The organism is Streptomyces sp. NPDC107559, assembly GCF_055657365.1.
Genome location: NZ_JBVKBD010000018.1, coordinates 23,318 through 42,550 on the forward strand (window position 1 = coordinate 23,318; position 19,233 = coordinate 42,550).

The 19,233-nt window shown below is 68.7% G+C and carries 30 protein-coding genes; 13 read left to right on the forward strand and 17 right to left on the reverse strand.

The annotated features are described in order from the left end of the window. Nucleotides 1-82 precede the first annotated feature (82 nt). The 8 genes from ACZ7OY_RS35615 to ACZ7OY_RS35650 form a co-directional block, all read right to left on the reverse strand. Nucleotides 83-712: a hypothetical protein gene (locus ACZ7OY_RS35615; protein ID WP_472249694.1), complete on the reverse strand. Its 630-nt coding sequence runs from the start codon at nt 710-712 to the stop codon at nt 83-85. A gap of 62 nt (nt 713-774) precedes the next feature. Further along, entirely contained in the window at nt 775-1,770 is a 996-nt protein-coding gene (locus tag ACZ7OY_RS35620) for a hypothetical protein (protein ID WP_472249695.1), read from the reverse strand. A 140-nt stretch (nt 1,771-1,910) separates the two neighbouring features. Further along, nucleotides 1,911-2,378 (reverse strand): hypothetical protein, encoded by a 468-nt coding sequence (locus tag ACZ7OY_RS35625; RefSeq protein WP_472249696.1) that lies wholly within the window; start codon nt 2,376-2,378, stop codon nt 1,911-1,913. Next, a complete protein-coding gene (locus ACZ7OY_RS35630; RefSeq protein WP_472249697.1) occupies nt 2,368-2,616 on the reverse strand; it encodes a hypothetical protein in 249 nt (82 codons plus the stop codon). The genes ACZ7OY_RS35625 and ACZ7OY_RS35630 overlap by 11 nt, the downstream gene beginning before the upstream one ends. After that, nucleotides 2,613-3,167: a hypothetical protein gene (locus ACZ7OY_RS35635; RefSeq protein WP_472249698.1), complete on the reverse strand. Its 555-nt coding sequence runs from the start codon at nt 3,165-3,167 to the stop codon at nt 2,613-2,615. The genes ACZ7OY_RS35630 and ACZ7OY_RS35635 overlap by 4 nt, the downstream gene beginning before the upstream one ends. Continuing rightward, a complete protein-coding gene (locus ACZ7OY_RS35640; RefSeq protein WP_472249699.1) occupies nt 3,164-3,994 on the reverse strand; it encodes a hypothetical protein in 831 nt (276 codons plus the stop codon). The genes ACZ7OY_RS35635 and ACZ7OY_RS35640 overlap by 4 nt, the downstream gene beginning before the upstream one ends. A 108-nt stretch (nt 3,995-4,102) precedes the next feature. Beyond that, nucleotides 4,103-4,957 (reverse strand): hypothetical protein, encoded by an 855-nt coding sequence (locus ACZ7OY_RS35645; protein ID WP_472249700.1) that lies wholly within the window; start codon nt 4,955-4,957, stop codon nt 4,103-4,105. Between the two features lie 176 nt (nt 4,958-5,133). Beyond that, on the reverse strand, nt 5,134-5,616 hold the full coding sequence (locus ACZ7OY_RS35650; RefSeq protein ID WP_472249701.1) for an ATP-binding protein: 483 nt from the start codon (nt 5,614-5,616) through the stop codon (nt 5,134-5,136). Nucleotides 5,617-5,816: 200 nt separating this feature from the next. On the opposite strand from ACZ7OY_RS35650, the gene ACZ7OY_RS35655 reads away from it, so the two are divergent. Both ACZ7OY_RS35655 and ACZ7OY_RS35660 read left to right on the forward strand, forming a co-directional pair. Beyond that, on the forward strand, nt 5,817-6,704 hold the full coding sequence (locus ACZ7OY_RS35655; RefSeq protein WP_472249702.1) for a helix-turn-helix domain-containing protein: 888 nt from the start codon (nt 5,817-5,819) through the stop codon (nt 6,702-6,704). Between the two features lie 17 nt (nt 6,705-6,721). Further along, on the forward strand, nt 6,722-6,928 hold the full coding sequence (locus ACZ7OY_RS35660; RefSeq protein ID WP_472249703.1) for a DUF397 domain-containing protein: 207 nt from the start codon (nt 6,722-6,724) through the stop codon (nt 6,926-6,928). A gap of 102 nt (nt 6,929-7,030) precedes the next feature. Here ACZ7OY_RS35660 and ACZ7OY_RS35665 read toward each other — a convergent pair whose 3' ends face one another. After that, nucleotides 7,031-7,399, reverse strand: a complete 369-nt coding sequence (locus ACZ7OY_RS35665) for a hypothetical protein (RefSeq protein WP_472249704.1) — start codon at nt 7,397-7,399, stop codon at nt 7,031-7,033. A gap of 490 nt (nt 7,400-7,889) precedes the next feature. Beyond that, nucleotides 7,890-8,087 carry a hypothetical protein gene (locus ACZ7OY_RS35670; RefSeq protein ID WP_472249705.1) on the reverse strand — a complete coding sequence of 66 codons (198 nt, stop codon included), beginning with the start codon at nt 8,085-8,087 and terminating at the stop codon, nt 7,890-7,892. A 112-nt stretch (nt 8,088-8,199) separates the two neighbouring features. On the opposite strand from ACZ7OY_RS35670, the gene ACZ7OY_RS35675 reads away from it, so the two are divergent. The 4 genes from ACZ7OY_RS35675 to ACZ7OY_RS35690 all read left to right on the forward strand — a co-directional run bounded on the left by ACZ7OY_RS35675 (nt 8,200) and on the right by ACZ7OY_RS35690 (nt 10,767). Further along, a complete protein-coding gene (locus tag ACZ7OY_RS35675) occupies nt 8,200-8,802 on the forward strand; it encodes an RNase H family protein (RefSeq protein WP_472249706.1) in 603 nt (200 codons plus the stop codon). Beyond that, nucleotides 8,799-9,206 carry a hypothetical protein gene (locus ACZ7OY_RS35680; RefSeq protein WP_472249707.1) on the forward strand — a complete coding sequence of 136 codons (408 nt, stop codon included), beginning with the start codon at nt 8,799-8,801 and terminating at the stop codon, nt 9,204-9,206. The genes ACZ7OY_RS35675 and ACZ7OY_RS35680 overlap by 4 nt, the downstream gene beginning before the upstream one ends. Beyond that, nucleotides 9,203-10,210 carry a site-specific integrase gene (locus ACZ7OY_RS35685; protein ID WP_472249708.1) on the forward strand — a complete coding sequence of 336 codons (1,008 nt, stop codon included), beginning with the start codon at nt 9,203-9,205 and terminating at the stop codon, nt 10,208-10,210. Before ACZ7OY_RS35680 ends, ACZ7OY_RS35685 begins: the two co-directional genes overlap by 4 nt. 77 nt (nt 10,211-10,287) lie before the next feature. Further along, entirely contained in the window at nt 10,288-10,767 is a 480-nt protein-coding gene (locus ACZ7OY_RS35690) for a hypothetical protein (protein WP_472249709.1), read from the forward strand. Between the two features lie 334 nt (nt 10,768-11,101). Here ACZ7OY_RS35690 and ACZ7OY_RS35695 read toward each other — a convergent pair whose 3' ends face one another. Both ACZ7OY_RS35695 and ACZ7OY_RS35700 read right to left on the reverse strand, forming a co-directional pair. Beyond that, nucleotides 11,102-11,299: a hypothetical protein gene (locus tag ACZ7OY_RS35695; RefSeq protein WP_472249710.1), complete on the reverse strand. Its 198-nt coding sequence runs from the start codon at nt 11,297-11,299 to the stop codon at nt 11,102-11,104. After that, on the reverse strand, nt 11,296-11,544 hold the full coding sequence (locus ACZ7OY_RS35700; RefSeq protein ID WP_472249711.1) for a hypothetical protein: 249 nt from the start codon (nt 11,542-11,544) through the stop codon (nt 11,296-11,298). Before ACZ7OY_RS35700 ends, ACZ7OY_RS35695 begins: the two co-directional genes overlap by 4 nt. Before the next feature lie 154 nt (nt 11,545-11,698). Here ACZ7OY_RS35700 and ACZ7OY_RS35705 point away from each other — a divergent pair, with 154 nt between their 5' ends. The 4 genes from ACZ7OY_RS35705 to ACZ7OY_RS35720 all read left to right on the forward strand — a co-directional run bounded on the left by ACZ7OY_RS35705 (nt 11,699) and on the right by ACZ7OY_RS35720 (nt 12,963). Then, nucleotides 11,699-11,833, forward strand: coding sequence for a hypothetical protein (locus ACZ7OY_RS35705; RefSeq protein WP_472249712.1), 135 nt, complete (start codon nt 11,699-11,701; stop codon nt 11,831-11,833). Between the two features lie 111 nt (nt 11,834-11,944). Continuing rightward, nucleotides 11,945-12,085, forward strand: a complete 141-nt coding sequence (locus ACZ7OY_RS35710; protein WP_472249713.1) for a hypothetical protein — start codon at nt 11,945-11,947, stop codon at nt 12,083-12,085. 212 nt (nt 12,086-12,297) lie between these two features. Then, nucleotides 12,298-12,645, forward strand: a complete 348-nt coding sequence (locus tag ACZ7OY_RS35715; RefSeq protein ID WP_472249714.1) for a DUF397 domain-containing protein — start codon at nt 12,298-12,300, stop codon at nt 12,643-12,645. A gap of 51 nt (nt 12,646-12,696) precedes the next feature. Then, complete coding sequence (locus tag ACZ7OY_RS35720; protein WP_472249715.1) at nt 12,697-12,963, forward strand: hypothetical protein; 267 nt, start codon at nt 12,697-12,699, stop codon at nt 12,961-12,963. A gap of 145 nt (nt 12,964-13,108) precedes the next feature. Here the strand turns inward: ACZ7OY_RS35720 and ACZ7OY_RS35725 are convergent, their stop codons facing one another. Then, nucleotides 13,109-13,438, reverse strand: coding sequence for a hypothetical protein (locus tag ACZ7OY_RS35725; protein WP_472249716.1), 330 nt, complete (start codon nt 13,436-13,438; stop codon nt 13,109-13,111). 31 nt (nt 13,439-13,469) lie between these two features. Next, nucleotides 13,470-14,132, reverse strand: coding sequence for a hypothetical protein (locus ACZ7OY_RS35730; protein ID WP_472249717.1), 663 nt, complete (start codon nt 14,130-14,132; stop codon nt 13,470-13,472). A gap of 338 nt (nt 14,133-14,470) precedes the next feature. Here ACZ7OY_RS35730 and ACZ7OY_RS35735 point away from each other — a divergent pair, with 338 nt between their 5' ends. The 3 genes from ACZ7OY_RS35735 (at nt 14,471) to ACZ7OY_RS35745 (ending at nt 16,606) form a co-directional block, all read left to right on the forward strand. Continuing rightward, nucleotides 14,471-15,334 (forward strand): hypothetical protein, encoded by an 864-nt coding sequence (locus ACZ7OY_RS35735; protein WP_472249718.1) that lies wholly within the window; start codon nt 14,471-14,473, stop codon nt 15,332-15,334. 516 nt (nt 15,335-15,850) lie between these two features. After that, on the forward strand, nt 15,851-16,183 hold the full coding sequence (locus ACZ7OY_RS35740) for a hypothetical protein (RefSeq protein WP_472249719.1): 333 nt from the start codon (nt 15,851-15,853) through the stop codon (nt 16,181-16,183). A gap of 63 nt (nt 16,184-16,246) precedes the next feature. Further along, nucleotides 16,247-16,606 carry a hypothetical protein gene (locus tag ACZ7OY_RS35745; protein ID WP_472249720.1) on the forward strand — a complete coding sequence of 120 codons (360 nt, stop codon included), beginning with the start codon at nt 16,247-16,249 and terminating at the stop codon, nt 16,604-16,606. Nucleotides 16,607-16,679: 73 nt separating this feature from the next. Here ACZ7OY_RS35745 and ACZ7OY_RS35750 read toward each other — a convergent pair whose 3' ends face one another. From ACZ7OY_RS35750 to ACZ7OY_RS35760, 3 genes are all read right to left on the reverse strand, one after another. Continuing rightward, nucleotides 16,680-17,708: a DUF2637 domain-containing protein gene (locus tag ACZ7OY_RS35750; protein WP_472249721.1), complete on the reverse strand. Its 1,029-nt coding sequence runs from the start codon at nt 17,706-17,708 to the stop codon at nt 16,680-16,682. A gap of 102 nt (nt 17,709-17,810) precedes the next feature. Continuing rightward, on the reverse strand, nt 17,811-18,359 hold the full coding sequence (locus tag ACZ7OY_RS35755) for a hypothetical protein (RefSeq protein WP_472249722.1): 549 nt from the start codon (nt 18,357-18,359) through the stop codon (nt 17,811-17,813). A 101-nt stretch (nt 18,360-18,460) separates the two neighbouring features. Next, nucleotides 18,461-19,225: a hypothetical protein gene (locus ACZ7OY_RS35760; protein WP_472249723.1), complete on the reverse strand. Its 765-nt coding sequence runs from the start codon at nt 19,223-19,225 to the stop codon at nt 18,461-18,463. Nucleotides 19,226-19,233: the final 8 nt, after the last annotated feature.

Here is a 19,233-nt window from a genome sequence, read left to right on the forward strand (position 1 = left end):
TGCCCCACGCTATAGCAACAGGTGTCGCGTGTCTACTGGGTCCGGAAAACCGGCAGCCCGCCCCAGGTCGGGGCGGGCTGCGTCAACGCTGCTTGGCCTTCTTGAGCTTGCGGACGGTCAGGAACTCATCGCCGGGCTCTACCGTGAACTTCTTGCGCCCCAGGGCGACGGGGACGCCCTCCCGGTACGTCTCGGGGGCGTCGTCGGCGACGCGGACCGTCACGGCCGTGGTCGTCGCCTGCTCCACGCTCACACCCTCGGCGCTCCAGTAGCCAGCCATGGCCAGGGTGGCCGTGACGGTCGACGCCTGCACGCGCATCCACTCCATGCCCTCCGGCGCGGCCGGACCGTCCGTGGACGCGGCCGGGCGGCGCTCCTCGGCGGGCCTGGGGGCGGGGTAGGTGAAGTGGACGAAGACGCTCAGCGTTCCGGTCTCGGGGTGCGGCACCTCGGACACAGTGGGTGTGAGCCCCCAGGCCGTGACGACGTCCGCGATGTCCTGGGCGACCTCCCTCCCCCTCTTGTGGCGGATGCCGAAGTCGACGAGCACCGAGATGCCCAGCCCCCGCGCGGCGACGAAAACGCCCTCGTGGGCGTACCTCCTTGCCGCCGGGGAGACGTTGATCCCAGCCTTGCGCAGTCGGCGCGATACCTGGGGGCCGACGCGCAGGGCGCTTCGGTTCCCCCTGTTCCGAGGGAGGTATCCGGGCATGATGTGTGCTCCTGGTGATCCGGGGAGGGGGCGGGGCCCGCAGGCCCCGCCGGACGACTCGACTACTTGACGCGGTTCGGGTTCTGCGGACTCTTCGCCCACTCCCGGTCAACCTTGCGCACCTTGGCCTGCGCCTTCCTTTCGTGGACCTCGTAGACCGCCGCGAAGGTCCGGTCCGTCTTGAAGGCGATCGAGCGCAGGATGTGCCAGGCCAGGTAAGCGATCTCGGCCTGTTCCTTCTCGGTGGTGCGGCGGCCGCCCTCGTAGTACCAGGCCCATTCCGGGTCGGTCGCGTGCTGCTGCTCGCGGACCAGGTCATACAGGGCGTCGGTGGCGGCGATCTCGGCGGTACGGAGGGTCTTGGCGTAGTCGGAGGCGTGACGGGAGGTGTAGACCTTGCCGCCCTCCGGGGTGGTGATGCTCTTGTCGGCGGCGGCCTGGGCCTTGCGGGCTCGCTCGGCCTCGCGCTCCTCGCGGCGCTTCTGCGCCTCCTCCTCGTCCGGAGTGAACATCTTCGTCTTGCGCTTGAGGGCGTCGGCCGGGGCGGACGGGTAGCAGGTGGTGCAGGCGCGCTCTCCGGCGTCGGCGATGATCTCCGCCTCGGGCAGGCCGGAGTACTGGGTCAGCCACGCGAACTCGGTGGGGTTCTCGCCGTTGTTGCAGGTGGAGCACCTCTTGCCGTTGTGGGCGTGGCCGTCGTGGCTCTTGGCCAGGAAGACGCGGGTCCAGGCGCCCCGGCGAACGTACTCGTTCTCATAGGGGAGGGACTCGGCCTCCAGGGCCTTCAGCTCGTCGCGCAGCCACCCCAGCTCCTCCTCGGCCATGTACCGGCGGCGCATGAGCTGGACGCCGTGGGCCGGGGTGGTGATGCGGGCTCGGCGGACCTTGGGGTCGGTCAGCTTCTGCGTCATGACGAGCTGGATCAGCTCGTCTCGCTCGGCGATCAACTGCCGCTTGGCGGCGATCTCGATCAGCTTGCGCCCCTGCTTGTCCCACATCGGGGCGAGGATGGTGTCGATCTCGACCGGGGTCATCTCGGTCAGCGGCTTGGTGGTCATCGGGCGTGCTCCTCTTGGCGGGAAGGTGGCTTCACTCTATAGCGTCATGAGTCGCCTGTCTACTCGTCCCGGAAAACGCAGGTGGCGCCGGGCTTCACACCCGGCGCCACCGTAGGGGAGGCCACTGACAACCGCCCCGCTTACGCCAGCCGAGCCCCCCTGCGGTAGTCCTCGATCAGCTCGTCGTACTCATCGCGGTGCCGGATGACGAGCAACTCACGGGCGTACCGGTCGGCCTCCTCGGCGGCCCGCTCCTCCTCGGCCTTCTGCTCCTCCTCCGCACGCTTGCGCGCCCGCTCCTCGACCCGCTCCCGGGTCGTCCAGTAACGAGCGTCAGGGCGCCGGTCGTGCCACGTGACGCCGTCCATGAACCAGTCCGATCCCGTGCGCACGACGAGGGCGCCGTCCCCGGTCATCTCGTGCAGGAGCCGGACCAGAGCCGCACGGCTCATGACCGTAAAGGGGTCCTGCCAGGCGTCGCGCTCCTCGGCGATGTTGCGGGCGATATCCGTAATGCCCAGGGGGCGGTGGCTGAAGGTGCGCCCCTCGGCGAACGCCCCCAGCACGTTCTCGCGAGTCGGGGTGATCTTCGCGGCCTTAGCCGTCATGGCGGTCCTTCCTGGTAACGGCCTCCATGGCGGGGCCGGTGGGGTGGTGGCGGGTCGTGCGGGCGGCGATGGCGGCGAGGGCCGCACGACCCCGGCCCTCGACGAGGGGGACGGGGTCGGCGGCCCAGACGGTCCGGGTGTGACGCTCGGAGTGGAAGCCCTGGTTGTCGTGCGGCGCGCGGGTGCACAGCGTGCCGGGCTGCTCGGGGTGCTCGGCGCCGCAGGTCTCACCTCTCACGCGGCGAGGTCCTCGGCCCTGGCGCGCGGCCCCGGAAAGTGCGGGTCGTCCGGGTAGGGGTACCACGGCTGCTCGACCGGGTCGAACCCGTGCCGGGCGGCGTCGTCGGCGCGCATGATGAACACGCACGTGTTCGCGTCCTCGCCCGGCTCGCCGAACACGTAGTCGTAGCAGGTATCGCCCTTGCTGTGGGTACGGGAGCGCACCGGGGCGCAGGCGTGCGATCCGGCCCACGCGACGGCGGCGCGCATGGACTTCGCGACGCGCAACACGCCCTGGTCCATGTCGCCCACCAGCCACGGCATCTCGCCGACCGGCGTGCAGTACATGGTGCGCAGCTCGTCGAGGCTGAGGATGCCGTGCTTGTAGGGCAGCTCGGGCCCGCGCAGGACCTCCGTCGAGAACCCGATGAGCCGGGTGCGGTGGTAGCGCGCGGTGAACTTGAGCCAGCCGTCGGAGGTGACGTAGCCCTTCTCGCCGGTGCCGGTGTGGTAGCGCTTGATGGTGCGGGGCTTGATCGGCGGCGGCAGCTCGCGGTCGGTGGTGGTCACTGGTTCCCCTTGGTGGCAGCGATGATGACGGCGAGGTACTTGAGGGCCTCGTGGTGCTGGGCCTCGGTGAGCTGGCCGACGGCGCGGAGTCCGGCGAGGTAGACGCGGACCCGCATGAAGTCGTTGGCCTCCAGCCACGGGTTCTCGCCCCGGGGCGTGTCGCTGTGGGCCATGTTCACCAGGCGCTCGCCGGTGACGTCGACCAGGCCCTGAACGGCGGCCTTGATGGGAGCCAGGCGGGCCATCTCGGCGTCCTGCGCGGTCTTGCGCTCGGCGTAGTAGGCGCTGGACGCCTCCTTGGCGGCGGCGTAGGCGGCCTTCCAGTCGGCGAACTTCGGGTGAGTGACCAGCTTCTCGCGCAGTTCCTCCGTGGTGCCCAGGCGGCCGATCTCGCGGGATCCGGAGTCGACGGAGAGGCGGGTGTCGTAGTCGACGTTGGGGGTGCCGAACTCGGCGAGGTCGGTGTGCCAGTTGCCCCACGCCTTGCTGACGTAGCGCACGACGATCTGCTTAGCGGTCGTCTTGACCACGACCACGAGCTCGGGCCTGGCGCCGAACATGAGGGCGTCGTACGCGGTGAAGGTGCGCAGCGCGTTGCCGAAGGGGTCCCCCTCGATGAGCACGAGGATGTCGCCGGGCTTGACGTCGGCGGTGGTGTTGACGGCCGGGACGAGCAGCTCGGCGGGGATGTCGCTGCGCCGACTGGAGTGGTAGCGGGTGTCGTCGTTCTCCGGGTCGTGGGGGAAGAGGGATCCGAAGATCTCGCGGCTGAGCTGCTCGACGACGGCGACGTACGACGCGACGGTCTTGGCGGGGTCCGTGCTCATGGTGTTCTCCAGGCGGGAATGGAGGGGCGTTGCTCCGACATGACGCACTCTATCGCAACACGTGTCGCGTGTGTCAAGCCGTTCGCTCGGCCCCGCCGAAGTCGCAGGTCAGGCGGCCTGTCCGGCCAGCGTGGCGGGCGCCTGACGCTCGCCGGTGCGCGGCTCGGTGAGGTACAGCATGCCGGGGCGGCCGTGGTGCTCGATGCGGTCGCCGTCCCTGCTCGCCCACGTGAGGTAGCGCAGCCGGTGCCGGGAGGAGTTCAGGACGTGCAGGCTCAGGGTGTGGCCGTCGGCGTTGTGGCGGATGCCCTCGACCTCCAGGCGGCCCCCTCCGGGGATGAGGACGACGTCCCCGGTCTCCAGCTCGTCGGGGGTGCGCACGGGCGCCGCGTGGTCGTCGATGTACAGGTGCGGGTGCTTCTCGGTGGCGGGCAGGTAGACGTGCCAGCCGTACTCGATGGGCACGTCTGTGAGCCGGACGAAGGCGCGCACGGCGACGCTGGAGTACCGGGAGGCCTTGAGGCGGCCGCCGTCCTCGGTGGAGGTGACGGTGCACCACTGTTCGCCGTCGTACTCGTAGATGCGGGCGGTGCCGAGGAAGTCGTTGCGCTGCCACTGGAAGACGACGCGGTCGCCGACGGCCGGGGCGTCGGGGATGACGCACGGCGGGATGTCGAGCACCTGGTCGATCAGCGGCTGCGGCATGCGGGCGTGGTAGAGGTTCACCTCGGCGTCGCCGCCGGGGAAGTACGGGCGCACGGTGTGGCCGCCGAGGACGTGCCGAAGGGCGAGGACGAGCGTTTCCGTGTGCTTGTTCAGCCGCGTCGGCAATTCGACGACGACGTGGTGCTTGTACCAGCCGGTGGCGATTACGCAGCCCGGCGCGAGTTCCCCGGTACGCATTGCTACGGCATTCCTGGGGTTGATTTCGGTGGTGAACTGCTCGAAATACGTGGGGTCCATAGCGGGGACTCCTGACGGTGAAGGACTGGCGGATGCCCTTGCTGGGTCGTCGAGTTGTTCACGCTATGCGCTGCGCCCTGGCGGAGGGCTGCGCGACGTTTTTCCATCTCAACGACGACACCCCCACCCTAACGCACCACGTGTCGCGTGTGTCAAGGGCGGGGATGTCGTCGGGGTCAGAGAGGCCAACGGCACCAGATGCGCTTGCCGTTCGGGCCCCGGTCGTAGCCGATCTCGCTGGCCGTGCAGGCGAGGAGCAAGAGCCCGCGCCCCTGGGTCTCCGTCGAGGGCATGTCGAAGAGTTCGAGAGCGGCGGAGGCCCGGTCCGGCAGGCGGGGGGTCCAGCTCTCGTCCCGGTCCCACACGCTGATCTCCAGGTGCAGACGGCGGCGTATGGCGCGGACGGCGACCTCGACGAGGATCTGAGGGTTCTCCCGGGCGTCGATGGCGTGCTTGACGGCGTTCCCGGTCAGCTCGGACAGGCACAACTCGGCCTTGTCGAGGAGGTCACCTTCGAGCCTGGCATCGCAGGCGGCCTGCCGGAACCGGTGGCGGGCGAGCGGTACGGCGTCTCGCTGCTTGCGGTAGGCCTGGGTGAAGCGCAGGCCTCCAAGAGAACCCAGAGTCGGCGGCCTCTGAGGGTGGGTCAGGGAGTGCATGTGTAACTCCCGGTGCAGGATGGGCAGATGAGGGCCCCTCACACCCTTGCGGTACGTGGCGCAAGTGGGCTGTTACCTACCGTCGCGGAGAATTCTCGCGTTCGCAAGCCCTGGAGAGAGAATTCTCTCTATCGTGTGCTGGTTCGGTCGGGGCGGGAGGGTGCAGACTGTGATCCAGCGCGTCGACCTGGGGAGGACATGTGGCGTACAAGGCCCGGCAGACGGTCAGGAGAACGATCACCGGGAAGATGCTCAAGCGTGCCCGCGAGGCTGCCGGGGTCAAGGTCGAGACGGTGGTCCATGAGACCGGCATGTCGAAGCCGGTCGTCTACCGCCAGGAGGACGGCATCGCCCCCGTCCCGATGAGCATGATTCCGAAGCTGGCCGAGCTGTACGGCGTCGCCGACGACGAGACGATCGCCAAGTGGACGAAGTGGGCCAACATCTCCGCAGCCAAGGGCCCTTGGGGCGCCTACGGCAACCAGCTCGGGCCGACGTTCAGCGACTACGCCGACGTGGAAGACCTGGCCGGGGAGATCCGCGCGTGGGAGCCGCTCGTGGTCCACGGCCTCCTCCAGACGAAGCGGTACTCCGAGGAGGTCATAAGGACCGACCAGAAGATGCCCACCGGAGTGCTCCCGTCCAACACCGGCAGGGAGGTCAGCAAGCTCAAGCTGCGCGAGGACCGCAAGAGACTCCTTGAGCGCGAGGATCCGGCCCCGCCGCGCCTCCAGGTGATCCTTGGCGAGGCGGCTGTCCTGACGCCCCCGAGCGTCACGGACAAGACGGCGCACCACGACCAGATCCGGAATCTCCTCGACCTGGGAGAGACGAAGGCCACGATCCAGGTGCTGCTGCTGGAGTCCGGCCTGCACACCGGAGTGCCGGGCTCGTTCAGCATCATGACGCTGGACGAGGGCGTCGACATCGGCTTCCGTGAGGGGTACGACGGCAACAGTTCATTCACCGACGAACCTGAAGGAGTGCGTGCGTATCGTGCCAGATACGAACAGCTCATCGGTCAGGCGTTGTCTCCGATGGAAACTCGTCGATACTTGCACGGACTCCTCAAGAATCTGGGGAACTGACAGAACACATGAAGGGCATGGATCAGATGGACAAGCGGCACACCCCGTGGGAGAAGTCCTCTTACAGCACCGCCCAAGAGAACTGCGTCGAGACCCGCCAGGGCCTCGACGGCTCGGAGATCGTGGACGTCGACATCGCCGACAGCAAGGACCCGGCCCGCAGCACCGTCATCACGGTGACCCCGGCCGCCTGGACCGCGTTCGTCACCAGCGTCCGCAGCTGATGTAGCACCAGCCCGCACACGCAGACACCCCCGGCAGAGCAGTTGCCGGGGGTGTCGTCGTTCCCAGAATCGACCAGTCACGGCCGCGAGCTCAAGACTGCCTCACCTGGGGGCACCCGGGCCAGTAGCCCGGCGCCATGTCGTACATCCGTTGGTGTCGAAGAACTCCCCGGCCCGCAGCTCCACATACGCGTCTCCGGACGAGGTGTCGGAAGCGACGAGGGCGCGCGGCTCGAAGGTGGCGTTCCTGGCGGTGCGCCAGGTGCACTCCTGGTTGTCCTGCGCGTGGTACAGGCCCGGCCGGACGTCGGCGCCCTCGCTGACGGCGCCGACGATGTAGACGCCATTCCCGGGGATGGTCCAGGCGGTGGGCTCCTCCGCGCGGAGCGGTGACGCCCATGGCGACGGCGACGGAGGGAGGGACGGGGAGGCTATGGAGAACCCGGCGAACAAGCCGACGGTCAGCCCCACGAGGACGAGGAAATAAGCACGCTTTGGAATTTTCCGGTGTTCATGCCGAAATGACTCGTGGCGGGTTTCCGAGTCATTTTCGGCATTGGACTCCCCACTCATGTCCTGCCTTTTCTGGTTGTTATATGCGCGTTATCGCTCTCATTGCTCGATGCGCTCGCCCGGGTGGCGGGTTGGCCGGGCTGACCCTGATTGCATCAAGACCGATTGTTGAAAGTCGCGGCATTCGCGAACCTACCCCATCGAGGGGGTGGGTGCAACGTTTGTGCAGGGTGCACGCAGTATGAGCAACATGAGCAGTGTTCAACTTCTCCACGTCGACACACTTCCGTGAGAACGATCCTGCGCTCGGACGGCTCCTGCTCCTCCTCTCGACTCCTCGCTCAGTCGTTCGAACCTCTGTTCGAATGGCGAGGGTTCGACTATGCCACTGACAACGCGTCACGTCCGAACATGGTTGCGGCAGGTGCTGTGGAGGTCCTGTGGGGACCTACTGCTCCTCCTGGAGGCGGGCGGCTTCACCGAGGATCCGGTCGGTCGCGTCGATCAGCGTCTCCTCGATCTCCGGCGGCAGGCCGCCGTGAGTCTCCTCATGCCAGGCCAGGTACCTGCGGCTGTACGTACCGGCGGTCAGCTCGAATAGCTCGTCGCCGTCGCCGTTCAGCTCGTGGGGCTTCAGTTCTGCCATGGCCGTCATGCTGGCAGCGGCGGCTCGCCGGGCGCAGCAGAACGGCCTGCCAGGCGGCGACACTTGCGGTAACCTCCGTTACCGTGACATTCAAAAATGTGAGGGGGACCAGGTGACCGCCAGCACCTTGGGGTACTACGGACAGGCCGAAGGAGGTTGGCCCGACGGGCGTCTGGTCGTGGCCACCGACGCGTCGGTCAACGACGTCCACGTCTCGATCGCCTATGTCAGCAGCCAGGGGCACTTCGGCTTGTTGGCGCACCCCTACCCGAAGAACCTCATGGCGGGACGGCATCGCTCCACCGTCAACGAGCTGCGGGCGGTCATGGACGCGCTGGAGCACCTCGTGGACGAGACCGATCGCAAGCCCATTCGCATCCTCACCGACAGCAGGGACGCCCTCTCCTTCCTGCAGAGGTGGAAGCGCGGCGAGAGCGCCATGCCCGAGGGGTACTGCCTGCGGTCGAGGTCGCAGGGGACGGTTCCCACCCTGGTCGCGCTCAGCCGCAAGGTGGGCCGCCTGCAGGAACTCAGCTACCGCCTGGTGCCCGGCCACACCGGCCACCCCCTCAACGAAGCCGCCGACTCCCTGGCCAAGCTGGGGCTCCGGCACAAGAAGGGCATCGTCGAGGGGGACGTCATGCGCCAGCTCGCTCCGAAGTGGGCTGCCCGCGCAGCCTCCGACTTCGCCCACCACGAGGAGGTGCAGGCGTGACCTTCGAGGTGAAGCGGTGGCAGACGTACGTGCCGTGCAAGACGGACTACCTCTGGGGCGAGTACCGCAGCAAGCCGTTCGTCGTGGAAGGCTTCGACGGCGACAGGGTCCAGGTCTGGGACCCCAGCGGCGGCCAGCGCATGGGCGGCCACCGCTGGATCGCACGGCGCAACCTGCACGCGACCGGCCGGACGAAGGCGGGCAAGGAGCGCAGGACCGGCTTCCGCCTGCACTGTGAGCCGCCCGTCGAGCCCGTACGGCAGGAGCTGTGCGGCTCCTGCTTCACCTGGAAGTACCGCGAGGAGTTCGCCGTCCTGGCCCACGGGTTCGGGCACAGCACCTGCACGCCCTGCGAGGAAGAGATCAAGGAGCAGATGAAGAAGCTGTACGGGAGCGGCCGGTGAGCCTTCAGCCTGTCGGCGGACCTGCCCCCGCCGTCCGGCCGCGCCGGGCCCGGCTCTCGGAGTCGGCCCGGCGCCGCCTGCAGGGCTCGGTGCCCGACGAGACGTTCCGCGCCTACAAGCGCGAGGCGAAGAAGTTCGAGGACTGGTGCGCGGCCGAGGGCGAGGTCGACCTGCCGTGCGCCACGGACACCCTGACGAACTGGGTGGCCGCCCGTGCCGACGCCGGAGACTCGGTGTCGGCGATCAAGCAGGGCATCGGCGCCGTGGTGTTCTTCCACGACCAGGCCAACGTGTCCGAGAAGCTGATGCCGGACACCGCCGACGCCTGGCGCATCGTGGGCCAGTACAAGAAGGAGCGCGCCGACGCCGGACACCGCGAGCTGCGGGCCGAGGTCTTCACGCCGGAGGAGCTACGTCTGATGGTGGCAACGCTGCCGGAGGGGAAGCGGGCGGCCCGGCTGCGGGATGCGGCCCTGCTGACGGCGGGCATGTCGTCCTTCTCCCGGCGCTCGAACATGATGCGCTTCGACCTGCCGGACCTGAGCTTCCTCGACAACGGCGACGCCCGCCTGTTCAAGACGTACTCCAAGACCGACCAGGCCGCGCGGGGCAGGCCCGTGATCCTCCCACCCGGCGAGCACGAGCTGTCGGACCCGGTCCGCTGGCTGCGAGCCTGGAAGGCCGAGATGCGCGAGCAGGGCATCCACGACGGCCCGCTGTTCCGCCGCGTCTCGCGCACCGGCCGCATCCTGCCGTACCGGCTACACCCCACCCACCTGAACCTCCTGGTCAAGCGGACGACGCTCGCGGCCGGGCTGGAGGCCCGCCCGAACACGCGGTACGTCGCGCACTCGGCGAGGGCCTCGGGAGCCACGGCCGCATCCGAGGCCGGTGCCACTCACAGCCAGATCTGCGAGCAGGGCGACTGGTCCCCGAAGGGCACCCAGGCCCAGGTCTATGTCCGGCCGAAGATGAAGGACAACGCCATGCGTGGCGTGCTGTGACACAGAAAAACGGAAAACCGTTGAACCGTTGAGGCGGGATACACTGGCCGTCTCACCACGATCGAGGAGGGCGACCAGTGGTCACCAGCAAAGCCCGGCGCCAGGCGTACGAGAACAAGAAGACGGTCGACCGGGGCACGCCCGTGGCATCGGAGCCGAAGCGCCAGCTGAAGGCCGTACCTCAGCCGGAGCCGCGCCGCCCTGAGCCTGCGGCCGACGAGCCCGAGGAGATCAACTTCATGCTGCCGCCCGGGGGCATGATGGGCGGCAAGCTGTTCGACAAGCCCAAGACGGTCAAGGTCGAGGGGCCGCTGAACGCTCACCTGCTCCTCTTCCAGGCCCGATACCAAGGCCAGCGCTACAAGTTCCAGAACGGGACCAAGGCGCTGTGGCGGATGCTGCTGCGCGAGGAGGCGGAGATGCAGGCCGAGGCGCGGCGCCTGGAGAGGGAGACCGGGGTGCCTGCGGTGCCGCGCAAGGGGCCGCTGATGCGTCGCTTCGAGGATGAACTGGATCTGATGGCCGCTGAGGCGTCCGGCGACGTCTTCGACGACTGATCATGCACGCAGCAAGGCCCCCGTCGTTCCGGAAGAGGTGGCGACGGGGGCCTTGCTGTTTTGGTTTTGTGACAAACCTGGCCACGTCAGCTGATGCGGCGGCGGAGTTTGCGTACCGGACCAGCTGGGGGTTTGTGGCCTCTGCGAGCGTGAACCCGAAGTGGGACCAGTATGCACCCGACGGGTGACATTTTCTCAGTTCCCGTGCGACTTATCCGAGTTGGCATATGCCAGCACGCGAGAGGGCCCCTCGTCCTACCGGTTCCTAGGCCTTAACCGGACGAGGGGCCCTCTCTGAAAGGCGCATCGTGAGCGCATGCGGCAGCTTAGCGGTTCAGCGCTCCGGCGGCAGGCCGTCCAGCAGTCTCAGCGCCACGTCGACCGCGTCGCCGCCGTCGGCCGTCGCGAGAGCTTTCGGCCGGTTCACGGCGAGGTGGTTGTGCAGCCGCTGGAGGGCCGCCACGGCCGCGTCGTGGAGGGCGATGGCGGGATCGGCCGCCGGGGGCGGCGGGAACGCTCCAGAGCTGCTCACGGGGCGCTCGCGAAGGGGTCGGCGGCCTCCGTCGGATCCAGCTCGCCCAGGTGCTCGTTCTCCCAGCGCAGCCGAATCTCGATGGACTTGGCCACGGACAGGGAGGCGTGCGGGCCCAGGTGGCCCTCGACGACATCGCAGGAGTGGTTGGCGAACTCGCCCGAGACCAGGTCGCGGCAGGCGCGCTCAGGGAAGAGCGGCAGGCGGATCTCGGTACGTACGGGCTTCTTGCGGCGGGGCGGCATGGTGGCTCCTCTCTCCACCCATTGGGCCCTCCGCCTGGAGGTCGACAGCAGTCGAACTCACGGCCTAGTCAAGGTGAGAAAATGTCACTACAGTCGAAACTGTGAGTGGTCGTCCGACTGCACACAGGTGCACCATGCATGGAAGGATTCCCACATGCGGAACCTCGGCCTCGTCCTCGCCCGCCTCGTGAAGCCCCTCGGCATGACCTGCCCCAACGGCGAGTGCGGCGGCACCATGACCAAGCACGGCGACGTCTACGTCTGCGGCAAGTGCGGCAACGTCATGTGACCTGAGAACCGCTGCGCCACCCGGGAGGGTGAGCGTCACGGATCCGGCAGACAGTGAGCCGACGAGGCGTCACACTGGGGCGGACTACCCGCCAGGACGAAGGAGGCGGCCATGGAATGCCCCAACTGCCGTTCGACGAACGTGACCTCGAACACCGACCAGACGGCGAACACCTGGAAGTGCCTGCAGCCCACGTGCAACATGGTCTTCAACCGTGACGCCCAGGCCCGCAGGCTCAACATCATCAGGTAGAACCCTCACCGAAAACGGCCCCGTCCGTGCGCTATCCCTGTGGCGCGTGGGCGGGGTCTTTCGTGTGTGCGACCGGCGGTCGGCATCAACTCACGCGCCCCGTAGTCAAGACGAGAAAATGTCACTACAGTCGGTGCCGTCGGTAGTCACCTGGCTACTCACAGGTGATCTTCGCCGTCACCATCCGAGCAGGACAGACTGGAGGACCCAACATGGGCACCATCACCAACGGTCGTGTCACCGTCGAGTTCGAGAACGTCAACGCGCCGGGCAGGGACTGGCGCAAGGCGTCCCGTACCGACCTGGGCCCGATGATCCCCGACGAGGACTGCGTACTGGTCACCGCCGGACCGGACGCCCAGGACCACCCGCACCCGAAGGTGGACGACGGCACCCGCATGATCGAGCTGACGGACTCCAAGGACCCCGACAGCCCCGTCCTGCGCTTCACCCGGGCGGAGTTCACCAAGTTCATCCAGGGCGCCAAGGACGGCGAGTTCGACGACCTGCTGGCCACCGACGCGGAGCTGCTGGCCTCGGCGGAACTCAGCAACGCCTGATCGTGTAGCCAAAACCGGGACACGGCGCCCGCTGCGGGACACACTGGGGCGATGGACCAACGACAGCAAGCGTTCCGTCCGTCGCCCCGGCCCGTGCAGCGCACCCAGCGCCCCCAGCGGCCCTTCACCGATGCGGACTTCCGGCGCCAGCGCGAGATCCTGGTGTACGGGGGGACCTGGGAGGACCAGGAAGAGATCCCCGCACGGCCCTGGTCGGCCGCCAGCGAGAGGACCTGCGAGGGCATTAGGAGAGAGCTGGATGAAGCGGACTGGGAAGCCGCCCAGATCCGCAAGGCCGAGAGCCTGCCGCTCACCTAGGCCCGGCAGAAGGCCCCCGTCACGTACCTGTGACGGGGGCCTTCTGCTGTGCATGAAGAGGCGGGACCCGGGTACACGCCTTCCAGGTCCCGCCGATGCTGCGCACAAGTCCTCCCCCCGGACGCGCTCCGGCGGGACCGTTATGTCAGCCCTGGTCGGCCTGGCGGGGCAGGGCGGAGTAGACGGCGTACTCCACGGCGAAGACCGTGCCGCACTCGGGGCACTCGACCTCCTCGCCCCACTCGGCCATGCGGAACCACATGTCGTCCACCTCGCAGAAGAGGGTGTAGCGGCCGGTGTCGGTGGTGGTGATGCTGGTCTTGTTGGGCAGGCGCAGGATGGCCTTCGCGGCGTCGCGCAGGCGGTGCACGCGCAGGCTGCGCAGGCCCTCGTTGCGCTGGGGCTCGCGGGAGCGCGGGCTGGTGCGCATGGACAGGGTGTAGTCACGCTGGCTCAGCGGGCTCTGGTTCGACATGCCCTCACTCTATGGCACCACGTGTCGCGTGTCAGTCTCCGGGGAGGAATTGGCGCAGTCCGGATCGGTTCATCTGGGTGGTGTCGTCGGGGATCTGGACGGGTGCGGGCGGCCGGGGGGTGCGGGACGGGGTGCGGGTCCAGGTCCAGTGGGGGATGTCCTGCAGGGCCGCGAGCAGGTGCCGGGGGAGGTTGCTCCGGTGCTTGCGCCAGCGGTCGAGCTGGCGGCCGTAGCGGACGCCGTCGGGGGTGGCGGCGTCGAGCGGGACCAGGGTGTGCAGCTGGTCGCGGGCGAAGGCCGCCACGGCGTCGAGGACGGCCTTGTGCGGGATCAGGGCGCGGTCCTGGGACACCTGCTTCTCTGCGCTCTGGGTGCGCTGGCGCTCCTGTTCGCGGCGGACGCGGTCGGCGGCGGCTTTCTTGGCGGCGGCCTTGGTGTCGTCCTTGATCTGCTTCTCGGTGCGCAGGTCGGCGCCGAGGTCGGCGAGGGAGAGGATGTCGGCGCGCTTGTGCTCCGGCATGTCGTTGAGGCCGGTGCGGACGGAGGCCCACCAGGTGGAGACGTTCAGGCCGTCGGCCATGGTCTCCGGCGGGAGATTGCTGTGGCCGTGCTTGGCGAGGAAGTCGCGTACGTAGGCGACGCCGATGCGGTGTTTGCGCATGCCCTTCTCCGAGGGGGGAGGGCTGGTGGTCACGGGGTTCCTCCAGGCGGGATGAGGCGTCCAGCCTAGGACACGCCGTGGGGGCGTTTGTTGGTTTCGGGCCTGCGGTCGTGGCAGGATCGGGGTATCCGCCACGCGGCCCGCCAGCCGCCGACTCCGAAGAATCCCAGCTCGTCCCACTCGGCGTTCGGCCGTTTCACATCCCGTGAACAACCTTACAAAACCTCAGGCAGGCCCACCCCCTGGCCGGTAGCTGAGCTGGAAACGCGAAGTGCAGGACGGGTGCTGCGCGCGACTTCTCCTAGTGGGTGGTGGCTCCGCGAGGTTTTGTAAGGTTGACCTTCACGGTGGACCCGGCAGGATGAGGAGGCGTGGAACCCTTGATGCTGCTCGATGACTGGCTCGCCAATGCCCCCCTGCGCCCCTCCACCCAGGGCGAGTACCGCAGGGAGGTCAAGAGCTGGCTCGACTGGTGCGCAGCCCAGCGCAGCCCCCGCGTGCACCCCTACCGCGTCGGCCCCGAGCACGTCGCCCGCTGGGCCGACCAGGAGTTCCTGCGCCCCTACCTCGGCGAGATCCCCTTCACCGGCCCCGAGGCCCTCGAAGTCCTCGCCGCCGAACACCCCGACGTCGCCAAGAGCCACGACCGGCGCATCACCGCCCTCGTCCAGTACTACGAAGCCGCCCGCGACCGGCGCCTCGTCCTCACACCCCCGCACCTGCACGACCTGCGCTCCGGCGTCGACCGCGACAAGGGAGCACCCCAGCGCCTCGACCCGCGCGAGCGCGCCGCCTTCCTCAAGGCCGTCGGCGCCTGGGGACCCAACCGCAGCCAGCACCACCACCGTGACCAGCTCCTGGCCTACCTCCTGCTCGCTGGACTACGCCCCGCCCAGGCCGTACGCCTCGACCACCGCCTGATGACAGAGCAGCCCGACGGCAGCTGGCACTGCCGCCTGCCCGACGACCACGACGGCCCCGGCCGCCCCGTCGAGCTCGACCCCCTCGTCGGCGACGCCGTCCACGACTACCTCCCCCACCGCCCCACCCCCAAGCCCGGCGAATGGGCCCTGCTGCTGTCCCGCACCGGCCGCGCCCTCTACAGCCGCTTCCCCAACGAACTCGTCCGCGCCATCGCCGACACCAGCCCCCGACTCGCCCAACGCCCACGCCCCATCACCGCCGACGCCGTCGCCCACACCGGCCTGTGGGACGAGCCCCAGGAGGACCCGTGACCGACAGCGGCGAACTGCTCGAAGCGGCTGCAACCGGACCCAAGAGCCGCTAGAGTTCTTCTCGTCGGAACGGCCCCGACTTGGTTACGGGACCGCACCGGCACTGCCCGCGCCAGCGGGTGCACCACCTGCACCATCCCTCTCCGCGCGAGCGGAGGTGTACCGAGTGGCTGGCACAGCCAGAACCTCACTGGTGCAGTTCCCCGCCGATGCGGGGATGGCTCTGATTCCAGGGGCATGCAGTACTGCTCCCCGCGCCAGCGGGGATGTTGCTCCGCGCAAGCGGAGGTGTACCGGGTGCAGGAGCTGAGCTCCTCAGACGGATACATGCACGGCCGCTCCGCGCAAGCGGAGGTGTCCCCGCCGATGCGGGGGTGTACCAGTGGAAGAGCACGGGCGACCGTGACCGGCCAAGCCTTCCCCGCCGATGTGGGGGTGTAGGACTTCGAAGGCCCCGACCTGTTTTCGGAGCCTTTGGTCTTTTTCGGGCCTCCTGGTGCGACATGATGCTGTGTCATGAGCGAACCCACCCGGCAGGAGCTCCTCGCCGAGAACCAGCGGCTGCGTGAGCAGCTCGCCGCAGCCCAGACCCTCGCCTCCGGCGCCACCGAGTACCGCGTCCCCGTCCCCCAGGACGGTGGTACCGAACTCCTCCTGCGCCGTCAGTCGGGCCTTCAGGGCGGCGGCTGGGCCGTCTCCACGATGGCGAGGGGCGGCGGGCGCGCCTGGACCCAGGTGGGCTGGGCGGAGGTCATCAGCGCCTTGAGCGTCGACCAGTTGTTCTGCTGGCCCGACCCCGTCACTGCGCTGGATGAAGCTCTGCGAGCACTGGCCAGCGCTCAGGTCTGACGCAGGTGCTGTAATACCGGTGTCCGGGGAGGCTCCGGCGGAGGGGTGGGGATGATGGGCAGAGTGGTGCGGTTCGCGGTCGGGGGCGTGCTGGTGGCGTTGCTGGCCGGGGTGGTCGCCTTCAGTGGAGGCTCGGACGGCTCCGGTGACGGCTCCGGCTCGGGGGTGGCGTATGGGGCGCAGTCGTGTTCGGACTGGGTGGGGCGTCTGAGTGAGGGCGAGCGGTGGGATGCGGCCGAGGTGCTGTTGGTGAATGCCAAGGGCATCGACGGCAGTGAGGGGGACCGGGCGCCGACGACGTCCACGGTCGAGTCGTTCGAGGGGTTCATGGACGCGGCGTGTGCCAGCGGGTCTGGTGATGATCTGCTGGCGAATGTGGCGGACAACGTGTACGTGCAGAACGCGGCGTTCCTCAGCAGCTGAGGACATGACAGCAGGGCCCGGGTGAGCCGTCACGCTCTTCCCGGGCCCTGCTGTCGTTCATCCTACTGGCGTATCAGGGGGTGGTGGCCATGGCCTTGCGGAGCTTGGAGATGCGGGTTCCGTCGACCTGCAGGAGTTCGGCGAGGAAGACGCCGGTGATCTTGATGTCGCGCTGCGCGGCGAGGTTGTCGACGCGGCGGATGTACTCGATGGCCTTGTCCTCGGGGCGGCCCTTGGCCGGGGCCTCGGGGAGCATGCGCACGAGGGCGTCGATCTCGTAGTACGGGACCTTCTCGGTGGGGTCGGACTCGCGGTACAGAACGGCCGTGACCTGCGAGTTGCCGAAAATCGTGGGCAGGAGGCTGTCGATGGTGATGAGAGCCGGTCCGCAGATCTCGTGGAGCACCGGCGCGGCGGCCGGGGTCTTGTCGGTGTAGCTCTGCCAGGCGCGGGGGACGTTCTTGCCCTTGCGGCGGGCGATCTCCATGCGGATGACGTCGGCCGGGGCCTGCTCGGTGAGCTTGACCAGGCGCCAGATGGTGAAGGTGCTGAAGGGGGCCAGCAGCCACCAGATGCGGCGGATGGAGGGCAGCGGGGCGGGGCGCAGTCCGGCGGCGATCTGGGCGGCCTTGCGGGCGGCCTTGGCGGTGCGCAGGCGGCCGCGCAGCATGGTTTCGTGGCCGATGATCCAGGCGGCGGGGGCGAGGCCGTGGAAGCCGAGGCTGATGGGGTTGGGCCAGGCGGCGCGCAGCTGGAGGGAGAAGGTGGTGATGGAGGCGAGGGCGACGATGGTGCGGATGCCCCAGGCGGAGCGGCCTTCCTTGATCTCCTGGACGGCCTTGCGGGACATGGTCAGGATGAGGAGGTCGGCGATGGCGGAGACGACGGCGGCCTGGTCGGCGGGCATGCCGACCTTGGTGGCCATGACGAAGAGGACCTGGTAGCCGACGTAGAAGCCGCCGAGGGCGATGAGGTAGATCATGCCGTCGGTGATGGTCTTGTCCCAGTCGGCGTGGGAGGACCAGGTGCGGAGGCGGTCGCGGAGGGTGGCCCCGCTGTGAGACACCATGGGGGTGGTGGCGGTACCCTGAGTGGCAGACATACCGGTTGTGTTCTCTTCCTAGGCGGGAATTGGCTGGCGGTTGTGTCGCTGCAGCGCCTTCGAGGGGTCCGTAACGGGGACCTTTCGGGGGCGCTGTTTGGTTCAGCTGGCCTTGGCCCTGGTCCTGGTCTTGGGGCTGGGGGTGTCGCCTTCGATGCGGCGCTTGGCGCGCTCGTGCATGGCCGGGTACTGGGTCTCGCGCTCCTGGTAGATCTCCTGGAGCAGCGTGGCGAGGCGTTCGACGAGGTCGCCCACGGCCTCCACCTTCTCGGCGCTCATGTAGGCGGGGACCTCTTCGGGTTCCAGGTCGCGGGTGCGGGTGCGCCAGTTCATCTTGGCGGGGTCGATGCCGCGCCTGCCCTTGATGAGTCGGCTGAACTGGGCGCGCCACTTGTCGAAGGGGCGTCCGTGGGCGCGCATGCTGTGCATGCCGGTCTGGCCTTCGGAGAGGGTGAGCATCATGCCGTCCAGGACCAGTTCTTCCAGGAAGCGGTCGGAGAGGATGGTCTGGATGCGGAGCTTGCCCAGCTGGCGCAGGACGGTCATGGCTTCGGTCATGGGGACGTCGTTCATGTCGACCATGAACGGGTCCGGGTCGCTGCTCATGCGGAGCGCTTCCAGGGGGCGCGTCGGCTGGCTGGTGGCGGGCATGGGGCGCCTCCTCCGTACGTGGCGGTCAAACGGAACAGCCCCCACTCTATAGCAACATGCGATACGTTGCAAGAATGGGGGGCTGCTTCGCAGGTCAGCGGCTAGTTCTGCTTGCTCTCCTGGATGAGGGTGAGGAGGCTGGCCACGACCTGGACGGGGGCCTTCGTGCCGTCGCTGACCTCGGCCTCGACCTGCTCGCGGAAGCCGCGCAGCCTCTCGACCTCCTGCTGCAGGCCCGCGTGGTCGCCGCTCGTGGCGCTGATGGCCTTGATCAGGCCTTCCAGCGGCGCGGCCACCGCGAGGGGGAGGCCGCTCAGGCCGACGGCCGTGTCCGGCTCGGCCGCGCGCGGGGCGGGCACCGGGGCAGGGGCCTCCTTGGCCTCGGGGGCCGCCTTCTTGGCCTGGGCCTCGGCGGCGAGCCTCTCCCGCCTGCGCACGGCATCGTCGCTGTTGCCGACGACGCCGTGCGCCTTGCGGCGGTGCGCGGACAGGCCCTGCGGGGTGGTGCTGCGGAAGTCCTCGCCCCCGGCCTTGCACTCCGGGCAGACCCTCTCCGGCTTGCCACCCTGCGGGGCCTTGGCCTCCACCTTGGGCTCCGCGACGGGCGCCGCCTCCGCCTGGTTCTGCGCGCGCTCCCACGCCGTCACCGCCTTGATGAAGCCCCTGTTGACGAGCAGGGTCCGCAGCTGCGGCGGCGCCATGATCGTCCTCAGGTCCAGGACGATCTGCTCGCCCTTCTTCGCGTTGGGCGGCGAGAGCTTGACGCTGGTGTCGCTGCAGACCACGTCCCAGCCCATGGAGTCGGCGTCGTCCATGGCGTTCTGGTAGTGGCTGGGCGGAGTCTTGGTGGTGGTGGGCGTGCTCATGCGAGCGT

What these genes read in the sequence shown, in the direction of transcription:
- ACZ7OY_RS35615 (WP_472249694.1), bottom strand. Translation starts at nt 712, where the DNA reads ATGCCCGGATACCTCCCTCGGAACAGGGGGAACCGAAGCGCCCTGCGC.
- ACZ7OY_RS35620 (WP_472249695.1), bottom strand. Translation starts at nt 1,770, where the DNA reads ATGACCACCAAGCCGCTGACCGAGATGACCCCGGTCGAGATCGACACC.
- ACZ7OY_RS35625 (WP_472249696.1), bottom strand. Translation starts at nt 2,378, where the DNA reads ATGACGGCTAAGGCCGCGAAGATCACCCCGACTCGCGAGAACGTGCTG.
- ACZ7OY_RS35640 (WP_472249699.1), bottom strand. Translation starts at nt 3,994, where the DNA reads ATGAGCACGGACCCCGCCAAGACCGTCGCGTCGTACGTCGCCGTCGTC.
- ACZ7OY_RS35645 (WP_472249700.1), bottom strand. Translation starts at nt 4,957, where the DNA reads ATGGACCCCACGTATTTCGAGCAGTTCACCACCGAAATCAACCCCAGG.
- ACZ7OY_RS35650 (WP_472249701.1), bottom strand. Translation starts at nt 5,616, where the DNA reads ATGCACTCCCTGACCCACCCTCAGAGGCCGCCGACTCTGGGTTCTCTT.
- ACZ7OY_RS35660 (WP_472249703.1), top strand. Translation starts at nt 6,722, where the DNA reads ATGGATCAGATGGACAAGCGGCACACCCCGTGGGAGAAGTCCTCTTAC.
- ACZ7OY_RS35670 (WP_472249705.1), bottom strand. Translation starts at nt 8,087, where the DNA reads ATGGCAGAACTGAAGCCCCACGAGCTGAACGGCGACGGCGACGAGCTA.
- ACZ7OY_RS35700 (WP_472249711.1), bottom strand. Translation starts at nt 11,544, where the DNA reads ATGCCGCCCCGCCGCAAGAAGCCCGTACGTACCGAGATCCGCCTGCCG.
- ACZ7OY_RS35705 (WP_472249712.1), top strand. Translation starts at nt 11,699, where the DNA reads ATGCGGAACCTCGGCCTCGTCCTCGCCCGCCTCGTGAAGCCCCTCGGC.
- ACZ7OY_RS35710 (WP_472249713.1), top strand. Translation starts at nt 11,945, where the DNA reads ATGGAATGCCCCAACTGCCGTTCGACGAACGTGACCTCGAACACCGAC.
- ACZ7OY_RS35715 (WP_472249714.1), top strand. Translation starts at nt 12,298, where the DNA reads ATGGGCACCATCACCAACGGTCGTGTCACCGTCGAGTTCGAGAACGTC.
- ACZ7OY_RS35720 (WP_472249715.1), top strand. Translation starts at nt 12,697, where the DNA reads ATGGACCAACGACAGCAAGCGTTCCGTCCGTCGCCCCGGCCCGTGCAG.
- ACZ7OY_RS35725 (WP_472249716.1), bottom strand. Translation starts at nt 13,438, where the DNA reads ATGTCGAACCAGAGCCCGCTGAGCCAGCGTGACTACACCCTGTCCATG.
- ACZ7OY_RS35740 (WP_472249719.1), top strand. Translation starts at nt 15,851, where the DNA reads ATGAGCGAACCCACCCGGCAGGAGCTCCTCGCCGAGAACCAGCGGCTG.
- ACZ7OY_RS35750 (WP_472249721.1), bottom strand. Translation starts at nt 17,708, where the DNA reads ATGTCTGCCACTCAGGGTACCGCCACCACCCCCATGGTGTCTCACAGC.
- ACZ7OY_RS35755 (WP_472249722.1), bottom strand. Translation starts at nt 18,359, where the DNA reads ATGCCCGCCACCAGCCAGCCGACGCGCCCCCTGGAAGCGCTCCGCATG.
- ACZ7OY_RS35760 (WP_472249723.1), bottom strand. Translation starts at nt 19,225, where the DNA reads ATGAGCACGCCCACCACCACCAAGACTCCGCCCAGCCACTACCAGAAC.